Consider the following 17,353-nt stretch of genomic DNA (forward strand, 5'->3'; position numbering starts at 1 on the left):
CGCGATCCGCGAGGGCGGTCGCACCGTCGGTGCCGGACGCGTCACGAAGATCCTGACCTAGTCCGAGGAGACCGATGGCCAAGAGCGACAACCGCCCGAAGATCACGCTCGCCTGCACGCAGTGCAAGCGCCGCAACTACAACACGGTCAAGAACCGCGTGAACGATCGCGACCGACTCGAGATGAAGAAGTACTGCCGCTGGTGCCGCACGCACACGATTCACCGCGAAACGCGCTGACCACCCTGCGCGCTGACCACCCTGCGCGCTGACCACCCTGCCCGGGAGGCCGTCAGTCCGGCTTCGTGTTCGCGCCGTCGGAGAGGTCGATCATCTCCTCGGACGTGCCCTCGATCGCTCCGTGCCGAAGCGCCAGCACCACCGCGTCGAGCTTGGAGTGCACCTTCAGCTTCGTGAGCACGTTCTGCACGTGGGTGCGCAATGTGTTCGGGCTCATCCCGAGCGTGGCCGAGAGCTTCTCGCTCGACAGCCCGGCGGCGGTGAGCTCGAGGATCTCGATCTCTCGCGGCGTGAGCCGTTCGAGCCGCTGTTCGATCGAGGCGTCCTGCTGGCGGCGGTGGCGCAGCTTGCGCAGGCTCTCTTCGACCCGGTCCTCGTCGAGCAGTTCCTCGCCGGCGTGGGCCTTGCGAACGGCGCCGGCGAGATCGAGGACGGCCTCGGTCTTCGGCAAGCACCCATCGGCACCCGCCTGAACCGCCCGGCCGACCGTGAGGTCTCCGAGCTCGCCGGTGAGCACGATCACCGCGGTCTCGGGCTCGGCCTCCTTGATGCGGCGGGTGGCCTCGATGCCGTCCATGCCCGGCATCGTCACGTCCATGAGGACGACGTCGGGGTGCAGCTCGTCGGAAGCGGCCACGGCCGCCGCGCCGTCGGTGACGACCTCGACGACCGTGAGGTCGCGTTCTTTGCCGAGGGCCATGCCGAGGGCTTCACCGAACGTGCGCTGATCATCGACGATCAGCACGCGGATCTCGCCCTTCCCGTTGGAGCTCGCGCGTGTGCCCGAGCCCGTGCCGGAACCGGCAGCCGATCCGTGGTCCCCCCTCGACGCGGCGCGCTTCCCGTCGGGAGCGGTGCGGGCCATGTCGGGTCGAATCGTAGGCCGGTGGGACGCCGCGGTCACGTACCCTCTTCTCCCTATTTCCTGGTGGGGCGCACGGGTGAAGGCCGATATCCCCACGTCGCCGCCTACGGCGCCCCGCAGCTAGGATGCCGCGGATGAACGCCGGCGCCGAGGGGAAGACCTACCCGCCCGTGACCCTGGTGGTCGACCCCGCCAGGGTTGAGCACTTCGCGCACTCCGTGGGAGCCGCCGGGCTGCCCGGTGTGCCGCCCACGTTCGCGACGGCGGGGGAATTCACCGCGTTCCCCGACATCGTCGACGACCCGGAGCTGGGTCTGCATTTCGCGCGCGTCCTCCACGGGGAGCAGGAGTACGAATGGTTCCGCCCGTTCGTCCCCGGCGAGACGATCACGATCACCTCCCACATCGCGCAGATCCGGCAGCGAGGGCCGCTCGGGTTCTGCACGATCGAGTCGGAGCTGCGCGACGAGGCCGGCGAGCTCGTCGTCCGCGCGGTCTGCACGTTCCTCGAGCGAGGGGAACCGGAAGGCGCGAACGCATGACGCAGCGGCAGCAGGAACGAGACGCCGAACGCGCCCGGCGGCGACGGCCCTTTGAAGACGTGGCCGTGGACGACGTGCTCCCCGAGCTGTCGTGGACGATCACGCGCGAGCAGATCCGCGAGTACGCGGAAGCCTCGGGCGACGACAACGCGCTGCACCTGGACGACGATGTCGCACGCGCCGTGGGCATCGATGGCGTGATCGCCCACGGCATGCTGACGATGGGGATCCTCGCGTCGTGCATCGTGGGGTGGGCCGGAGACGAGGGTGCGCTCGTCAAGCTGAAGTCGCCGTTCCGGGCGACCGTTGCGCCGGGGGAGACGGTGGTGGCCGGAGGTCGGGTCCGCTCGCTCCATCCGGAGGAGCGGACGGCCAAGTTGGAGATCTGGGTGCGTTCCGAGCGTGCCGACGGGAGCATCGGGGATCCGATCCGCCGCAGCGAGGCGCTGGTCCGTCTCGGCTAGGTGCCGCGGCGGCGGCCGTCAGCCGCCTTACGACTTGTAGGAGCTGTTCCTCGCCGGAAACCGTCAGCTGCCTGACCGATCGTCAGGGAGTTGACGCGATCGCCGCGCACACGCCCCCGCTCAGTCGTCAGGGAGTTGACGCGATCGCCGGTCAGGGCAGCTCGATCTGGTCCCCGCGCGGATCGCCGGCCAACCCACCGACCGCCGCGCCTCCCGCCGTTTGGCGGCCGATCGAAGCCAGCGCGTGCATCGCCTCGCCCATCCGCTCGATCGCGGTCTGGACGGTATCCATGTCCCGGCCCGAGTCCTTCTGCACCTTCGCGGCGACCGCGTCGACCCTGCGGGCCAGCACGTCGTTCGAACGCACGAGCGACTCGGCGATCGTCTGGGTCTCCCGATGCAGCTGCTCCGCGAGGATCCCGAACTGTCGTTCGAGGACCCCCATCATCTCGCCGGCCATCGTCGCCTGCAGCTCCTTGACCGCCCGCAGCGTCTGGCGGGGATGGTCGGACTCCACCTCGCGCTGCTGGTGTTCGCTCACCTCGGCCAGCCGTATCGCGATCGCCTGGTTGTCCGAGCGGATCATCTTCGCGAGCGCACCGATCCGCTGATCGATCGTTCGCGCGATCGATTCGTCGGCCTCGCCCTGCATCCGTTCGAACGCGGTGCGGGCTCGGTCGATCGAGTCGGCGCTCTCGGCCATCCGCTCGGTGGTCGCGTCCATCCGTCCGGCGATCGCGGTGTCCACGGCTTCCGCCGCCTGTTGACCGACCGTCGACAGCTGCCCGTTGATCGCTCCGCGCAGGTCCACGACCGCGGTGTCGACGGCCTGCTGAACGCGGGCGAGCCGCTCGTCGAGCAAGCGCCCCATGTGCTCGTCCTGCGCCGCGGCGCTCTCGACCAACCGGTCGCGCAGTTTCTCCGAGTCCGACCGGACGAGCTGGGCGAGCCCCATCACCCGGGTGTCGAGCAGCTGGCCCACCCAGTGCTGATGGCTCGCGAGGGCGTCGGACAGGGTGCGGGCCTCCATCCCCAGCCGCTCGTAGATCATCCCGATCTGTTCGCCGAGCGTGCCGCTCAGCTGCATGCTGATCCGGTCCGCGAGCTGATCGTCGCGCGCGGTGACCCGTTCCATGTGGCCTTCGACCCGCTGGGCGAGCCGGCCGATCGACTCCACGCCTTCGGTGACGTAGCCCTGCATGCCCTCGACGACGCGGCGCGTTTCGGAGGTCACGAGCTCGCCGTGCTCGCGCACCTGGCTGCCGATGCTCTCCATGAGCGCGCGATCGCGTTCCTGGATGTACTGCATCGTCGTCGAGATGTGGGCCTCGACCTGGGTGAGGCGATCGCGCAGGTCCTCCGCGCCGACGATCGCCGGCGCCTGGGCGATCGTGCTCAGCGACCGCGCACCCTCGGCCAGCAGGTCGCGCAGCTCGCCGTTCTCGTCGGCGACACGGCGCAGTTCGCCCTCGAGGCGTTCGGTGCGCATCGACAGCTGCTGGAACCGTTCGTCGCTCGTGGCGATCAAGCCGCGGACGGCCTGATCTCGGGAGACGAACTCGAGGATCCGCTGCTGCGGGTCGGACACGTCGGCGCCACCTTGACGCCACATCTCGGCGGCGATCTCCTGCATCAGGGTGGCCGCGGAGGACTGCAGGGCCAGCAGGCCCTCGTCCAAACGCTGTTCGAGCACCTCTCGGTACTCGGCCAGGGCCTGTTCGATCCGGTCTTCGGTGTCGCTGCTGCTGCGGCCGAAGAGGGGACGGCGTTTGGCCGATCCACTCCCCTCCGGGGGGTAGTCCGTGCTCTGCATGCGCGCTCGCATTCCGGGGCCGGTGCGGAGCGTCGTTCTCGCCGATTCTATGGGCACGAATGCCCGGCTCCTCGTAGGAGCGCGCACAGATTGGGCAGCGGCGGATCGCCTACGGGATCCCCGATACCTCGCCGCGACCGACGACATCGGGATCGGGAAGGATCGCCGCGTCGCCGGGGAAGACCTCGAGCTGGGACAGCAGCCATCCGCGCGCCGCCCCGAAGTCCTCCATCAGCCCTTCCGCGTCCGCCGCCGCGGGGCGGACGCGTGGGTCCCATCCGCGATCGTCGACGAGGTCGTCGATCAGTTCGCGCGCCTCCTCGTCGGTCCCCGGGACCTGCCTGCTCCGAGCGTCGAGGGCCAGGTCCCGCAGCAGTTCCATCCCCGCCGTGACCCGCCATGGCTGCAGCGCGAGCGAGGTGCGCAGCGCGGGCTGATCCTCGTATCGCGCTCCCCACCGCTCGTAGGCGGACGCGGCGAACGTCAGCGCCGCCAGCCCGAGCCCCGCGATCAGCACGATCCCGGTCGACGCGTACGCGACGCGGGTCCACCGGCGTGAGGCGGGCGCCTCTCGCGCGCCCGCTCCGGCCGCGCCGGCGAACAGGAACAGCAACGGCGTCACCGAGAGGTTGAACGGCTCGAACAGACAGAACACCGCGAAGACCGTGACGGTGCCGATCACCCACGCGGCATCGCGCGACGCGCGGAGCCCGCGCGAGACGACGATCACGACGAGCCACCCGAGCGCGAGGAGCCCGAGGATCCCCGACTGCGACGCGGTCTGGATCACGAGGTTGTGCGCCTCGTCCCAAGCGATCCCCGCGGTGTCGATCTGCTCGGCCGTCGCGTTCGCCCGGTAGCCGCTCAGCGTCGTTCCCGGACCCCATCCGAGCACCGGCCGATCGAGCCAGGCGCGCGTGTGGACCTCGAACGCCGTGAGCCGCCCCGTGTCGCTCCCGAAGCTGGTCACCTGCGCCACGGGGGAGACCGTCGCGCCCTCGGGGAGCACGGGTTCGGCGAGCGCCCAGCCCGCCAGGATCGCCACGATGCCGCCGGCCAACAGCGCCGCCCGCCGGCGGTCGACGCGCGCCCACCACAATGTCGCCACGACCGCCACGATCGGGAGCAGCCAGGCGACCCGCTCCCCTCCGGCGGAGATCCCGGAGACGAGGACGACGATCGATACGGCTCGCCGCAGCGGCGACAGCTCCCGCACCAGCGCGACGGCGATCGCGCCCGCGATCACGGCGCCGGCGAACACGGGGTTGCCGACCGTGCCCCCACGGAAGTCGAGATCGGTCACGCCGGCCTCGATCACGTCCGGCGCGAGGCGCCACACGAGGGTGATCGCCCCCACGATCAGGCCCGTCCACAGGAGCCACCCGCCGACCCGCTCGATCGTCTCGCGGGTCAGGCTCGCGCCGGCGACCACGAGCACGGCGCAACAGGCGAACAAGCCCAGACCGGTCAGGGGGCCCTCCAACCCGGTCAGGGAACGCTGCGGGTCGACCCCGAGCACGGCAGCGAGGGCCGTGACCCCGAACCACGCGCCGGCCGCGAGGGCCAGGCGGCGGTCCGCCGGGGCTGCTCCGAGCCAGATCAGCAGCGTGCCCAAGCTCAGCAGCAGCAGCTTCGGATCCGCGAACGGAGAGGTGGTGAAGGGGGTGAAGGCCAGCGGCACGGCCACCACGACCAGGAACAGCCCGGCGTCGAGGGCTTGCGGCCGCCGGGGGTGCATCGGCGCCCGGGCATCCACGGCGCGTAGTATCACACGGGTCCCCACCGACCTCGGACATCGGCGCAGGTGGGGGACCAGGTTCCTTTGCCGGGCTCTCGGACCGGGCCATATACTGAGAGCTCGGCATGACCCCCGATCCGACCGGGTCTTTCGAAGGGGCGTAGCTCAACCTGGTAGAGCACCGGTCTCCAAAACCGGCGGTTGGGGGTTCGAGTCCCTCCGCCCCTGCAAGGGAGCACCATGAGCAACCGGGAGACGAAGCGAGCGATGGCGCGACAGAAGTCGCGCGGTGGCACCGAGCGCTCCCAGGCGGTCGCCCAGCAACGTCGCACGCAGCAGGAACAGAAGCGCAAGCGCACCGGCGCGCGCCAGTTCCTCAAGGAGGTTCGCCAGGAGCTCAAGAAGGTCAACTGGCCCACCCGGCCCGAGACGATCAGCTACACGATCGTCGTGTTGATCTCCGTGGTCGTCCTCACCTCGCTGGTGGCGGCCCTCGACTACATCTTCTCCGAGGCGATCCTCGGATTGTTCACCTAGGCACGATCGGTCACGACGACAGCGCAGCCCACGCAGCCACCGACGCAGAGGACACGACGACCCGCATGGACGACGAGCAGACCCGCACCGACGATGACACCGCTTCCGTGGCGACCGAGGTCACCGACCTCACCGCGCCGGGCGAGGTCGACGGCGATCCCGCGCAGGGGCCGGACGCCGACACCGAGTCCCAGGAGGTCGCCGACACCGCCGCGACGCGCGAGCCGCCCGTCGTTCCCGTCCGCGAGGAGTGGAGCGACGACGAGCCCAGCGAGCCGGCGTCCGCCGAGGTGACCGCGGTCCACGAGGTCAGTCAGACCACCGACGACGCGGTCGCCGACCTCGACGGGTTCGTCGAGCGATCCGAAGAGGCGGCCGGTGACAGCGAGACCGCCGAGGAAGACGCCGACGCGGAGATCGCGGTGCCCGAAGCGGAGGCCGCACCCGCGACCCCGACGCCGAAGCCGAAGCCGAAGCCGAAGCCGAAGAAGAAGACGGCGACGAAGGCCAAGCAGGACGCCGCGGCCGAAGCCGAGGCCGCGCCCGCCGCCGACCCCTTCAAGGGTCCCGGCGATTGGTACGTCGTGCACACCTACGCCGGCTACGAGAACAAGGTCAAGACGAACCTCAACTCGCGGATCCACACGATGCAGATGGAAGACAAGATCTTCGACGTCCACATCCCGATGGAGGACGTGATGGAGATCAAGGGCGGCAAGAAGCAGGTCGTCCAGAAGAAGGTCTTCCCGGGTTACCTGCTCGTGAAGATGCTCTACGACAACGACTCCTGGTACGTCGTGCGCAACACGCCCGGCGTGACCGGGTTCGTCTCCGCCGGCACGGGCACCAAGCCCACGCCGCTTTCCAAGCGCGAGGTCGAGAAGATCCTCGTGGTGAAGAAGGAGGAGACCAAGCCGCAGGTTCGCCTCGGCTTCGAAGAGGGCGACGTGGTGCGGATCATCTCCGGGCCGTTCGCCGACTTCAACGGAACGATCAACGAGATCAATGCCGACCAGGCCAAGCTCAAGGTGCTCGTCAACATCTTCGACCGCGAAACACCGGTCGAGTTGTCGTTCGACCAGGTAGCGAAGGTCTAGCCGGCTCGACCCGCGGGAGGTCGCGCGAACGCTGCGACCGCTGGTACCGCAGGAGGAGAACAGCACATGGCCCCACCCACCAAGCCCGTCATGGCCCTCGTCAAGCTCCAGATCCCGGCCGGCCAGGCCACCCCCGCTCCGCCCGTCGGTACCGCGCTGGGCCAGCACGGGGTGAACATCATGGACTTCTGCCGCCAGTACAACGAGGCGACCCAGCAGCAATCCGGCCAGATCATCCCGGTCGAGCTGACGATCTACGAGGATCGCTCGTTCTCGTTCATCACGAAGCAGCCGCCGGCCGCCGAGCTGATCAAGAAGGCCGCCGGCATCGAGTCCGGATCGGGCGAGCCGAACCGCGACAAGGTCGGCCGCCTGACGCAGGATCAAGTGCGCACGATCGCCGAGCAGAAGATGCCCGACCTGAACGCGAACGACGTCGAGATGGCGATGCGGATCATCGCGGGAACGGCGCGCAGCATGGGCGTGGAGGTGGACGCATGACCGAGCGCACGCACGGCAAGCGCTACCGCGCGGCGGCCAAGGGCTTCGATCGCGAACGCGCGTACGTTCCCGGCGAAGCCTTCGCGTTGCTGAAGGCGTTCCCGGACGCGAAGTTCGACGAGACCGTTGAGGTCGCGTTCCGCTTGGGGGTCGACCCGAAGAAGGCCGATCAGCTGGTCCGTGGGACCGTGAGCCTGCCGAACGGCACCGGCAAGTCGGTCCGCGTCGCGGTGTTCACCACCGGCGAGAAGGCACGCGAGGCGACCGAGGCCGGAGCCGACCTCGTCGGGGGCGAGGAGCTCGTCGAGGAGGTCGTCAAGGGCACGATCGACTTCGAGGCCGCCGTCGCCACCCCGGACATGATGGCCACGGTCGGTAAGGCCGGTCGCGTGCTCGGGCCGCGCGGACTGATGCCCAACCCGAAGACCGGGACGGTGACCCAGGACGTGGGCAAGGCCGTCGCCGACATCAAGGGCGGCAAGGTCGAGTACCGCACCGACCGCACTGGCAACGTCCACGTGATCATCGGGAAGAAGTCGTTCGCCGAGCAGTCGCTGCTGCAGAACTACCTCGTGGTGGTCGAGGAGCTGCTGCGCGCGAAGCCCTCGGGTGCGAAGGGCCGTTACGTGGAATCTGCGACGCTGAGCTCGACGATGAGCCCGGGGATCCCGCTGGATCCGACGCACCTGAAGGACGCGGAAGCGAGCGCGGCAGCAGCAGCAAGCGCCTGACGCGGGTTCGGGCCTCTCCGTCAGTCCCCGAACGCGGCGTAGCCTTCCCGGGCGCTCCCGTTGACGCGGGTGAAGTCGCCGCCGATCGACAGGTGCGTGCCGACCGCCATCGCGAACACGCCGGTGGCCGAGTTGGCGGCGGCGTTCCAGTCGAGATGAGCGCCGTTCGTGGTGAACGCCACGAGCTTCGGTTCGGCGCGCCCGTCGAACGCATCGAAGTGACCGCCCCCGTAGACCACCCCGTCGAGTGCCGCCACCGCCTGCACGTCGCCGTCGCCGTGCCGGTCCCATTCCTCCTGGCCGTTGCGGGCGACGTACCGGACGATCTCGTTCGCGCGGTTCCCGGCGTACACGTGGTCGGGGTCGCCCGGTTCGACCGCGAGCGCCCTCGTCTGGCTCGGCGGCGGGTTCCGCCACGGCATCAGGCTGCCGTCCGAACGACGGACAACGGCCAGGAACCGGCGGGAGGTCCCGTCAACGTGCGAGAAGTCTCCACCGAAGACGACCCGAGGTCCGGGGGTCGCGACCGCGTACACGGTGCCGTTGACGGCCCCCGGCTCCCAGGCGGACACCACCTGTCCGTTCGATGCGAGAACCGCGCCGAGGTGCGGCCGCGAGACACCGGAGATCGTGCTGAAGCGACCTCCGACGAACACGCGCGTGCCCGAGGTCGCGATCGCGAGCACCGACGCGCTCGGACGGGCGCTCCAGGGGTCGACGACCTGGCCCGTGGTCGCGTCGACCGCGGCTAGGTTCCGCCGGTCCTCGCCGCCGATCTCATCGAAGGCACCTCCGACGAAGATGCGGTCACCGTCGGGTGAGGCCGCGAGGGCGAGGATCTCGCCCTCGACCGGCGGGTCCCACCCGGTGGGCTCACCCGTCTTGAGGTCGATCGCGGCGAGGTGATCCCGGGACACCGAGTCGCCATCGCCGTCGTGAAGGCTCGTGAACCGCCCGCCCAGGTAGACGACGTCTCCGACCTGGACGATCGCGGTCACCCGGTCGTTCGCCTGCCACGTGGGGTCGGGGCTCGAGGCAACGAGCGCCGACGCCGTAAGTGCGAGGGTGAGGACGAGGGTCGCGGCGATCGCCAGAGACAGAACCGAGGAACGGACCCGGCCGCGCGAGGGCCGGATGTCAGCGGTGCGGGAGGTGGGTCCCCGATCCATCTCGGTCCATCGAACATCAGGTCGTTCGTTCGCTCAAGCCACGCGATGTATACTACATACATCATGAAGCGCACCCAGATCTACCTCGAGGACGATCAGGACGAGGTGCTCGAGTCGAGGGCCGGTGCGCTCGGCAGGACGAAGTCAGACCTGATCCGGGAAGCGATCGATTCCTACCTCGGGCTCGGCGAGGGCGAAGCGGGGAGGCTCGAAGCTTTCAGAGAGGCACTGGCGGAACTGGCGGGGAGCGCGGCCCACCTCCCGCCGGGGTCGGAGTACGTGGAGGAGATCCGACGAGCTGACGCCGAGCGACAGGACGAGCTCGATCGGAAGCGTGACGGGTGAGCACGGTCCTCGACAGCACCGTCGTGATCGACGTGCTGCGCGGCAGCCCGGAGGCTCTCGAGTACCTCACGAGCCTCTCCCAGGTCCCGGTGTGCTCGGAGATCACGCGCGTCGAGATCATCAGGGGCCTTCGATCGCGCGAACGTGGTGCGACCGAGCGGTTGTTCCATACGTTGCGCTGGGAACCCGTGGGAGAGGTCGTCGCCCGCGCGGCCGGTGAGTTCGGACGGGAGTACCGGCGGAGCCATCCCGGCATCTCGAGCGCCGATCTGCTGATCGCCGCGACCGCCTCGCAGCTCGGGTTGAAGGTCGCGACGACGAACGTCCGGCGCTACCCGATGTTCCCGCGGTTGCGCCCGCCGTACTGACGATCGGCACGGGGCCCGACATGTGGCGGACCGCGTCGCGCGTCAGCCGGCGTGGCGCCCCTCGACGTGGGTGTCGAGTCGCGCGTTGACGCCGTCGATCCGCTGGTTCGTCCCGTCGAGGCGGGCATCGATCCGGTCGAACCGCTCGTCCACGCGATCGAACCGCTCGTCCACATGGACGAATCGCTCGTCGACCCGATCGAACCGCTCGTCCACATGGACGAATCGCTCGTCCACATGGACGAACCGCTCGTCCACGCGATCGAACCGCTCGTCCACCTTCGCCTCGAATCTTTCGAACCGGTGCTCGAGTCGCGCGATGCGCGTGCTCTGCCACCCGAGGATCGCGATCACCGCGCTGGAGAACGCGGCGAGCACGCCGAGTGCTGCCCAGGTGGCGGGTGTGTCCATGTACGCAACCGTAGCACCGGGCTCTGACAGTGCGGAACCCCGCTGGTAGCCTCGTCCGAGCCGCAGACAGCAGGGGCGCACGCACGTCGCGCGTAATCCCTCCGGGGTACCTGCCGAGGTCATCGGATCGCAGATCGCTCGACCAGCTCCACGACCACGGTCGCGCCGGAACGCGTTCGCCCTCGCTGCCTGCGGGGGCGTTTTCCATTTCAGGAGGCCAGATGGCGAAACCGGAGAAGATCGAGAAGGTCGCGGTCCTGAAAGAGCGGATCGAGGGCGCAGACGCCCTGCTGCTCACCGACTACCGCGGTCTGACCGTCGGCGACACGAAGGAACTGCGCGAGGGTCTCAGCGAGGCCAACGCGTCGTTCGCCGTCGTGAAGAACTCGCTGTTCAAGCGCGCGGTCGACGAGGCCGGGCTCGAGGTCCTCGACGTGCTGCTGACCGGGCCCACCGCCGCCGTGTTCATCAAGGGCGACGCGGTGCTCGCGGCCAAGCGGGTCGCCGAGGCGTCCAAGAAGTTCGAGTCGCTCCAGATCAAGGGCGGCTTCATGGACGGCAAGCTCCTGTCGGCCGAGGAGGCTGCGGCGCTGGCCAAGCTCCGGTCGCGGGAGGAGATGCTCTCGCAGCTGGCCGGGATGATGCAGGCCGACATGACTCGCGCGGCGTCGATCTTCCAGGCGCTCCAGGGCAAGTTCCTCGGCCTGCTCGAGGCGTACAAGGAGAAGCTTCACGAGACGACCGGCGGGGCTTCCGAGGCCTCGGCGGATGACGGTGAGAAGGAGGAGTGACCGAGATGGCCAAGGTTTCCAGCGACGACCTGCTCGACGCGTTCAAGGAGATGACCCTCCTCGAGCTGTCCGAGTTCATCAAGCAGTTCGAGGACACCTTCGATGTCCAGGCGGCCGCGGCCGCGCCGGTGATGATGGCCGCGCCGGGTGGCGCGGGCGGCGAGGCCGACGGCGACGGTGCTGGCGAGCAGAGCACGTTCGATGTGCTGCTCACCGGTGCAGGGGACAAGAAGATCCAGGTGATCAAGGAGGTGCGCGCGCTCACGAGCCTCGGCCTGAAGGAGGCGAAGGACCTCGTGGACAACGCACCGAAGCCGGTGCTCGAAGGCGTCGACAAGGACGCAGCCGACAAGGCGAAGGAAGCCCTCGAGGGCGCCGGCGCCTCCGTCGAGGTCAAGTAGCCGACCGAACGCGCAGGTTCCCGGCGAGGCGTTGCCTCGCAGAGGAGCGGGGTCCGGATCGATGACCCGGGCCGACTCTGTCGACCAACGGCCGTTCCTACGGGGCGGCCGTTGGTGCTATCGTGGCCCGCGTTCGCCGTGGTTCCAAAGCACAACCCTGTAGGAGGAGAGTTCGTGACACCTCGCAAGGATGGGAAGAACTTCGGTCAGCGCCTGCGTGCGTCTCGCCTGGACGCGGGGCTCAGCCAGTCCGATCTCGAGGAGATCTCGGGGATCCCCAAGGCCCGGCTCTCGCGGTACGAGAACGGCCACGTCGCGCCGTCGATCCAGACCCTGGAGCGGCTCTCGGATGCCCTGAACGTCTCCGAGGCCAGCCTGCTCGGCGACGATCGTGCCGTGCTCGAGGCGTTCTTCGCGCAGCTTCAGTCGCGCGGCGTCGAGATCGACTCGCCGGAACAGGGCGTGAAGATGGCCGACGCGCTCGCCGACATGCTGCTGGCCGCCAAGACCGCCCAGGAGCGCGGCACGAAGGCCGACGACGCGATCCCCGCCGCCTCGATGGCGGTCGTGGGCGCGTTCCTGGGCGAGGACTGAGCCGCACCACCACCTCGGTGCCAACCGTGCGCAGGTAACCTGCCGCGCGATGCGGGCTCTCGTGACCGGCGCCGCCGGATTCATCGGGTCGCACCTGGCCGCCGCGCTGTTGGACGGCGGCCACGAGGTGGTCGGTCTCGACGACCTCTCCGACGGACCTCGGGCCAACCTCGCGCGCGCGGCCGGGATGCGGCTGGTCGAGGCCGACCTCCGCGACGCCGACGCCGTCGCCGATGCGGCTCGCGGCGTGCAGGTGATCTTCCACCAGGGCGCGAAGCGTTCGGTTCCACGCTCGATCGAGCAGCCCGAGCTGACGACCCAGGTCAACGTGGAGGGAACGCTGCACGTGCTGGAGGCGGCACGCTCCGAGGGAGCACGGGTCGTGTTCGCCTCGTCCTCGTCGGTGTACGGCGATCAGGAGCGGGCCCCGCACGTCGAGTCGATGGAACCGCGCCCGAAGAGCCCGTACGCCGCCAGCAAGCTCGCCGGCGAGGCCTACTGCCGCGCCTGGTGGATCTCGATGGGTGTTCCCACGGTCGCGCTTCGCTACTTCAACGTCTACGGGCCGGGACAGGACCCGCAGAGCGAGTATGCGGCCGTGGTGCCCCGGTTCATCACCGCGTGCCTCACCGGTACGCCGCCCGTGATCCACGGGGACGGAGAGCAGGCGCGTGACTTCACCTTCATCGACGACGTGGTCGATGCGAACCTCCGCGCCGCCGACGCGCCCAACGAGGCGTTGGGCCGCGCGTTCAACGTCGGCGGAGGCGGGACGCCCACGAGCGTGAACCGTTTGCTCGAGCTGATCGCCGACCTCACCGACGCCCGTCCCGAGCCGATCCGCGAGCCGGCACGGGCGGGGGATGTACGCGTCACCGACGCCGACGTGTCGCTCGCGGCGGAACTTCTCGGCCACCGCCCCGCGGTGCCGATCGAGGAGGGACTGCGCACGACCGTCGAGACGTTCCGCGCCTGAGGTGTCCCGCCGGAGCGGTCAGCGCCACATCTCCGAGGGGTCGGGCTGGCCCGCGGTCCGGCCGTTCCCCGACGTGGTCGGCTGGGGCTCGTTCTCGGGACGGTATTGGTAGCTGTAGTAATAGCGGTAGTAGCTCGGGTAGTACTTCGCGGTCGACGGATCGAAGTTGTTGAATACGCCGCCGACGATGTTGGCGCCGACCTGCTCGAGCTGATCGCGAACGTGCGCCACGGCGGAACGGCTCGTGGTCGCCGCGTCGGCGACGATCACGATCCCGTCGCTGCGCCGCGCCAGGATCAGCGCGTCCGACACCGCGAGCACCGGGGCGGTGTCCAGGATCACGAAGTCGGCGTTGTCACGCAGGTCGTGCAACAGCTGGTCCATCGCCTCGGAGCCGAGCAGCTCGGCGGGGTTCTGCGGTACGGGGCCGCTCGGGATCACGCGCAGGGTGTCCAGCCCGCCGACCCTCCGAGCGGCTTCCCCGATCCGCGTCTGCCCGGAAAGTACGCTCGTCACTCCGACATCGTTCGGCATGCGGAAGAAGCGATGGATCCGGGGCTTGCGCAAGTCGGCGCCGACCACGATCACCCGCTTGCCGGTCTGGGCCAGGGTCACGGCGAGGTTGGCGCTCGTCGTGGTCTTGCCTTCACCCAGGCTCGCGCTCGTGATCATCACGGTCTTGAACTCTCCGCTCCGTGCCATGAACTGCAGGTTCGTGCGGATCGTGCGGTAGGCCTCGGCCGGACCACCCTTCGGCTGGGACAGCGCGGGAACGTTCGGCTCGTCCTTCTTCTTCCAGCCGGGAACGGACGGCACCACGCCGAGCACGGGCGATCCGGTCAGCTCCTCGAAGTCTTCGCGACCGGCAAGGCGGTCGTCGAGGCGTTCGCGCAAAAACGCGAACCCGACACCGAGCGCCAGTCCGACGATCAGCGCGAGCAGGCCGTTGCGCATGTGGTTCGGGCTTGACGGGGAGGTCGCGAGCTGTGCCGCCGCGATGATGTCGCCCGCGTCGACCCCCTGTGCGAGCAGGGGGGTGAGCTGCGCCCGCAGGATGTCGAGCTCACGATCGATCTGGTCGATGTCGGCTTGGATCTCGAACGCCTCGGGCGAGTTCTCCTTCGCTTGACGGAGACGCTTCCGCTCGCCCGCGAGCTCGATCTCCTGTTCCTTGATCCGCTGCTGGTAACCCTGTGCCGCGGTGGCGGCGTCCTCGATCGCCTGCTCCTCCCGGTAGCCGAGGTAGGAGACGGCGATCGCCTGGGCTCCCGCCTGCGCTTGCGCCGGGTCGGGGTCGGAGAAGGTGATGTCGAGGAACTGTGTGTTCGTGGGAACGGTGACGTCCGTGGCCTCCTGCAGCTGCGCGGCGTCGATGCTGCCGAGCTCGCCGGCCGCGATGTTGGCGACGGCGCTCGACTCGGCGATCCCCCGCTCGGTGTCCATGCTGATCAGGGATGCGGCCGGAACGCCGGCGAGGACCTGATTGGCGTTCGTGGGCTTCACGAGCACCTGCGCGGTCGAGTCGTAGATCGGTGTCTGGCGGAACGACAGGAACAGGGCAGCGATCACCGTGACACCGGTGATCAGCAAGATCGACGGCCGGTGCTTGCGCAGGACGCCGACCAGCTCTCGCAGGTCGCTGCTCGCGGGGGGTCGCCGGGTCGGTTCCTGCACGTTGCCTCCGAAGGGAAGTCTAGCCCGCGCTGGGGGCCTGAGGGTGGACGGGCTCGGGATGGGGCGTTCGCAGACCGGGGACGACGCCCTCCATCCGCAGGAACATCGACCACGCGACGAGCGCGGCGGCGGCCGTCACGAGCGAGGCCGCCAGCACGATGCCATCGCTCGCACGGTACAGCACGAACGCCAGGGCGGAGCAGACGAGCTGGACCGCGAATGCCGTGAGCGCCACGCCGCGAGGCGAGAAGCCGCGGGCCGACAGACGGTGCGCGGCGTGGTCGGTGCCGCCCTGGTAGACGGGTCGACCGTCGCGAGTGCGGGCGACGATCACGAGGAGCATGTCGAACAGGGGCACCGCGAGGAGCAGCGCCGGGATCACCGCACGCACGACTACGTCCGGTCCGACCAGGTCGAGCTTCAGTCCCAGCGCGGCGAGCAGGAACCCGATCATCAACGAGCCCGCGTCACCGAGGAAGATCTTCGCGGGCGGGAAGTTGTACCGGAGGAACCCGAGGCTCGCGCCGGCCACCCCGAGGGCGAGGGCGCCGACGAGGTAGTCGCCCTCGCTTGCCGCGATCGCGAAGAACCCGAGTGCGGAGATCGCGACGACCCCGGGGGCGATGCCGTCCATGTTGTCGAGCAGGTTGATCGCGTTCGTGACGGCCACGATCCACAGGACGGTCACGGCAGCGTCGAGCGCCTCGACCCCGAAGAACCCGGCGCGGACCCCCGCGAACCATAGGGCGAGCCCCGCGCCCGCCTCGACGGTCAGCTTCACGATCGGCCCGACGCTGCGGACGTCGTCCAGCAGGCCGAGCAGGCCGAGCGCGAGCCCCGCGACGAGGATCGTGACGATCTGCGCCTCGATCCCGGTCGTGATCGCCCCGGTGAGCACGAGTCCGCCGGCGATCGCGAGGCCGCCGAGGTAGGGAGTGGCGTACCGGTGGAACCGGTCGTCCCGGGGCCGGGAGATCGTTCCCGTCCGATGGGCGAGTCGCGCCGCGAAGGGAGTGAGGACGAGGGCGCCCACGAACGTCAGGCCGAACGCGAGGAGGTACCGGAGCGGTTCGCTCATCCGGCTCGTTCGCGTCCCAGGTCCGGAACCTGGCCGCGGGCTCGCTCGAAGGCGACGACGTCGCTCAAGATCTCGTCCAGCGAACGCGTCGGCCGCCATCCCGTCAGCGCCTGGATCCGTGCGATGTCGGGAACCCGTCGCTGCATGTCCTCGAAGCCTTCCTCGTACGCCTCGTCGTAGGGGATGTGCACGACGCGGGACGACGATCCCGTCGCCTCGATCACGCGGCGCGCGAGATCCTCCATCGAGACCTCGTACGAGGCGCCGACGTTGAACACCTCTCCGACGGCGCCGGGGTGACCTAACAACCCGAGCAACGCATCGACCGTGTCGTGGACGTGGCAGAAGCAGCGCTGCTGCCGGCCGTCGCCGTATACCGTCAGATCGATGCCGCGGAGGGCCTGGCGGACGAAGCTGGGGACCACCATGCCGTACTCGCCGGTCTGTCGCGGACCGACGCAGTTGAACAACCGAACCACGACCGTCGGGAGCTGCTGCTCGCGCCAATAGGCATGGGCGAGGATCTCGTCCACGGCCTTCGCGGTGCTGTAGGACCAGCGGGACTTGTAGGGCGAGCCGAGGATCCGGTCGGCGTCCTCGTGCAGCGGACCGGTGACGTTCTTGCCGTAGATCTCCGAGGTCGAGGTGATCAGCACCTTGCACTCGGCGCGGGCCGCCGCGTCCAGCACGATCTCGGTTCCCCGGATGTTGGTGATCAGTGACTCGAGAGGGCGTTCGACGATCAGCTTCACCCCGACCGCGGCGGCCAGGTGCACGATCGCATCCGCCTGTCCCGCGAGCATCGACACGAGCGGATGGTCGAGGATCGTGCCGCGGCGGAAGGAGTAGTTGGGATGGTCGAGGAGGTGACGGATGTTGTCGGTGGAGCCGGTCGACTCGTCGTCGAGGGCGGTCACGGCGTCCCCGCGCTGCAGCAGGGCGTCGGACAGGTGCGAGCCGATGAAACCGGCTCCTCCGGTGATCAGGTATCGCAATGTGGATCCTCGGGTCGGGGAGGG

The 17,353-nt window shown here is 69.3% G+C and carries 21 protein-coding genes and 1 tRNA gene; 14 read left to right on the forward strand and 8 right to left on the reverse strand.

Annotated features, from left to right (window positions below; all coding sequences use genetic code 11):
• Positions 1–74: 74 nt before the first annotated feature.
• Entirely contained in the window at positions 75–239 is a 165-nt protein-coding gene (gene rpmG, locus WEF05_00860) for a 50S ribosomal protein L33 (GenBank protein MEX1100448.1), read from the forward strand.
• A gap of 52 nt (positions 240–291) precedes the next feature.
• Here rpmG and WEF05_00865 read toward each other — a convergent pair whose 3' ends face one another.
• Positions 292–1,104 (reverse strand): response regulator transcription factor, encoded by an 813-nt coding sequence (locus WEF05_00865; protein ID MEX1100449.1) that lies wholly within the window; start codon positions 1,102–1,104, stop codon positions 292–294.
• A 134-nt stretch (positions 1,105–1,238) separates the two neighbouring features.
• On the opposite strand from WEF05_00865, the gene WEF05_00870 reads away from it, so the two are divergent.
• Both WEF05_00870 and WEF05_00875 read left to right on the forward strand, forming a co-directional pair.
• Positions 1,239–1,646: a MaoC family dehydratase N-terminal domain-containing protein gene (locus WEF05_00870; protein MEX1100450.1), complete on the forward strand. Its 408-nt coding sequence runs from the start codon at positions 1,239–1,241 to the stop codon at positions 1,644–1,646.
• Positions 1,643–2,110: a MaoC/PaaZ C-terminal domain-containing protein gene (locus WEF05_00875; protein MEX1100451.1), complete on the forward strand. Its 468-nt coding sequence runs from the start codon at positions 1,643–1,645 to the stop codon at positions 2,108–2,110. The genes WEF05_00870 and WEF05_00875 overlap by 4 nt, the downstream gene beginning before the upstream one ends.
• A 151-nt stretch (positions 2,111–2,261) precedes the next feature.
• On the opposite strand, the gene WEF05_00880 is transcribed toward WEF05_00875, so the two are convergent.
• Positions 2,262–3,923 (reverse strand): hypothetical protein, encoded by a 1,662-nt coding sequence (locus WEF05_00880; protein MEX1100452.1) that lies wholly within the window; start codon positions 3,921–3,923, stop codon positions 2,262–2,264.
• 109 nt (positions 3,924–4,032) lie between these two features.
• Positions 4,033–5,679, reverse strand: a complete 1,647-nt coding sequence (locus tag WEF05_00885) for an O-antigen ligase family protein (GenBank protein MEX1100453.1) — start codon at positions 5,677–5,679, stop codon at positions 4,033–4,035.
• Positions 5,680–5,815: 136 nt separating this feature from the next.
• Here WEF05_00885 and WEF05_00890 point away from each other — a divergent pair.
• The 5 genes from WEF05_00890 to rplA all read left to right on the forward strand — a co-directional run bounded on the left by WEF05_00890 (position 5,816) and on the right by rplA (position 8,527).
• A tRNA-Trp gene (locus WEF05_00890) sits at positions 5,816–5,889 on the forward strand.
• 39 nt (positions 5,890–5,928) lie between these two features.
• Positions 5,929–6,198: a preprotein translocase subunit SecE gene (secE, locus tag WEF05_00895; GenBank protein ID MEX1100454.1), complete on the forward strand. Its 270-nt coding sequence runs from the start codon at positions 5,929–5,931 to the stop codon at positions 6,196–6,198.
• 65 nt (positions 6,199–6,263) lie between these two features.
• Complete coding sequence (gene nusG, locus WEF05_00900) at positions 6,264–7,295, forward strand: transcription termination/antitermination protein NusG (GenBank protein ID MEX1100455.1); 1,032 nt, start codon at positions 6,264–6,266, stop codon at positions 7,293–7,295.
• Positions 7,296–7,361: 66 nt separating this feature from the next.
• The gene (gene rplK / locus WEF05_00905) at positions 7,362–7,796 is read left to right on the forward strand and encodes a 50S ribosomal protein L11 (protein ID MEX1100456.1); all 435 of its coding nucleotides are present in this window, start codon (positions 7,362–7,364) and stop codon (positions 7,794–7,796) included.
• A complete protein-coding gene (gene rplA, locus WEF05_00910; GenBank protein MEX1100457.1) occupies positions 7,793–8,527 on the forward strand; it encodes a 50S ribosomal protein L1 in 735 nt (244 codons plus the stop codon). The genes rplK and rplA overlap by 4 nt, the downstream gene beginning before the upstream one ends.
• Positions 8,528–8,547: 20 nt before the next feature.
• Here the strand turns inward: rplA and WEF05_00915 are convergent, their stop codons facing one another.
• Positions 8,548–9,696 (reverse strand): hypothetical protein, encoded by a 1,149-nt coding sequence (locus tag WEF05_00915; GenBank protein ID MEX1100458.1) that lies wholly within the window; start codon positions 9,694–9,696, stop codon positions 8,548–8,550.
• Between the two features lie 63 nt (positions 9,697–9,759).
• On the opposite strand from WEF05_00915, the gene WEF05_00920 reads away from it, so the two are divergent.
• Positions 9,760–10,041, forward strand: coding sequence for a CopG family transcriptional regulator (locus WEF05_00920; protein ID MEX1100459.1), 282 nt, complete (start codon positions 9,760–9,762; stop codon positions 10,039–10,041).
• Positions 10,038–10,409 carry a type II toxin-antitoxin system VapC family toxin gene (locus WEF05_00925; protein ID MEX1100460.1) on the forward strand — a complete coding sequence of 124 codons (372 nt, stop codon included), beginning with the start codon at positions 10,038–10,040 and terminating at the stop codon, positions 10,407–10,409. The genes WEF05_00920 and WEF05_00925 overlap by 4 nt, the downstream gene beginning before the upstream one ends.
• 42 nt (positions 10,410–10,451) lie before the next feature.
• Here WEF05_00925 and WEF05_00930 read toward each other — a convergent pair whose 3' ends face one another.
• Complete coding sequence (locus WEF05_00930) at positions 10,452–10,820, reverse strand: response regulator (protein ID MEX1100461.1); 369 nt, start codon at positions 10,818–10,820, stop codon at positions 10,452–10,454.
• 221 nt (positions 10,821–11,041) lie between these two features.
• Between WEF05_00930 and rplJ the strand changes: the two genes are divergently transcribed.
• The 4 genes from rplJ to WEF05_00950 all read left to right on the forward strand — a co-directional run bounded on the left by rplJ (position 11,042) and on the right by WEF05_00950 (position 13,582).
• Positions 11,042–11,611 carry a 50S ribosomal protein L10 gene (gene rplJ / locus WEF05_00935; GenBank protein MEX1100462.1) on the forward strand — a complete coding sequence of 190 codons (570 nt, stop codon included), beginning with the start codon at positions 11,042–11,044 and terminating at the stop codon, positions 11,609–11,611.
• 5 nt (positions 11,612–11,616) lie between these two features.
• Positions 11,617–12,012 (forward strand): 50S ribosomal protein L7/L12, encoded by a 396-nt coding sequence (gene rplL / locus WEF05_00940; protein ID MEX1100463.1) that lies wholly within the window; start codon positions 11,617–11,619, stop codon positions 12,010–12,012.
• Positions 12,013–12,186: 174 nt separating this feature from the next.
• On the forward strand, positions 12,187–12,606 hold the full coding sequence (locus WEF05_00945) for a helix-turn-helix transcriptional regulator (protein MEX1100464.1): 420 nt from the start codon (positions 12,187–12,189) through the stop codon (positions 12,604–12,606).
• 49 nt (positions 12,607–12,655) lie between these two features.
• Entirely contained in the window at positions 12,656–13,582 is a 927-nt protein-coding gene (locus tag WEF05_00950; protein ID MEX1100465.1) for an NAD-dependent epimerase/dehydratase family protein, read from the forward strand.
• An 18-nt stretch (positions 13,583–13,600) separates the two neighbouring features.
• On the opposite strand, the gene WEF05_00955 is transcribed toward WEF05_00950, so the two are convergent.
• From WEF05_00955 to WEF05_00965, 3 genes are read right to left on the reverse strand one after another with little or no spacing between them, the layout of a single operon-like run.
• Positions 13,601–15,256: a polysaccharide biosynthesis tyrosine autokinase gene (locus WEF05_00955; protein ID MEX1100466.1), complete on the reverse strand. Its 1,656-nt coding sequence runs from the start codon at positions 15,254–15,256 to the stop codon at positions 13,601–13,603.
• A gap of 19 nt (positions 15,257–15,275) precedes the next feature.
• Entirely contained in the window at positions 15,276–16,334 is a 1,059-nt protein-coding gene (locus WEF05_00960) for an MraY family glycosyltransferase (protein ID MEX1100467.1), read from the reverse strand.
• Positions 16,331–17,329 (reverse strand): GDP-mannose 4,6-dehydratase, encoded by a 999-nt coding sequence (locus WEF05_00965; GenBank protein ID MEX1100468.1) that lies wholly within the window; start codon positions 17,327–17,329, stop codon positions 16,331–16,333. Before WEF05_00965 ends, WEF05_00960 begins: the two co-directional genes overlap by 4 nt.
• Positions 17,330–17,353: the final 24 nt, after the last annotated feature.

It is taken from the genome of Actinomycetota bacterium (assembly GCA_040881665.1).
Taxonomy (GTDB): Bacteria; Actinomycetota; UBA4738; order UBA4738; family HRBIN12; genus JBBDWR01.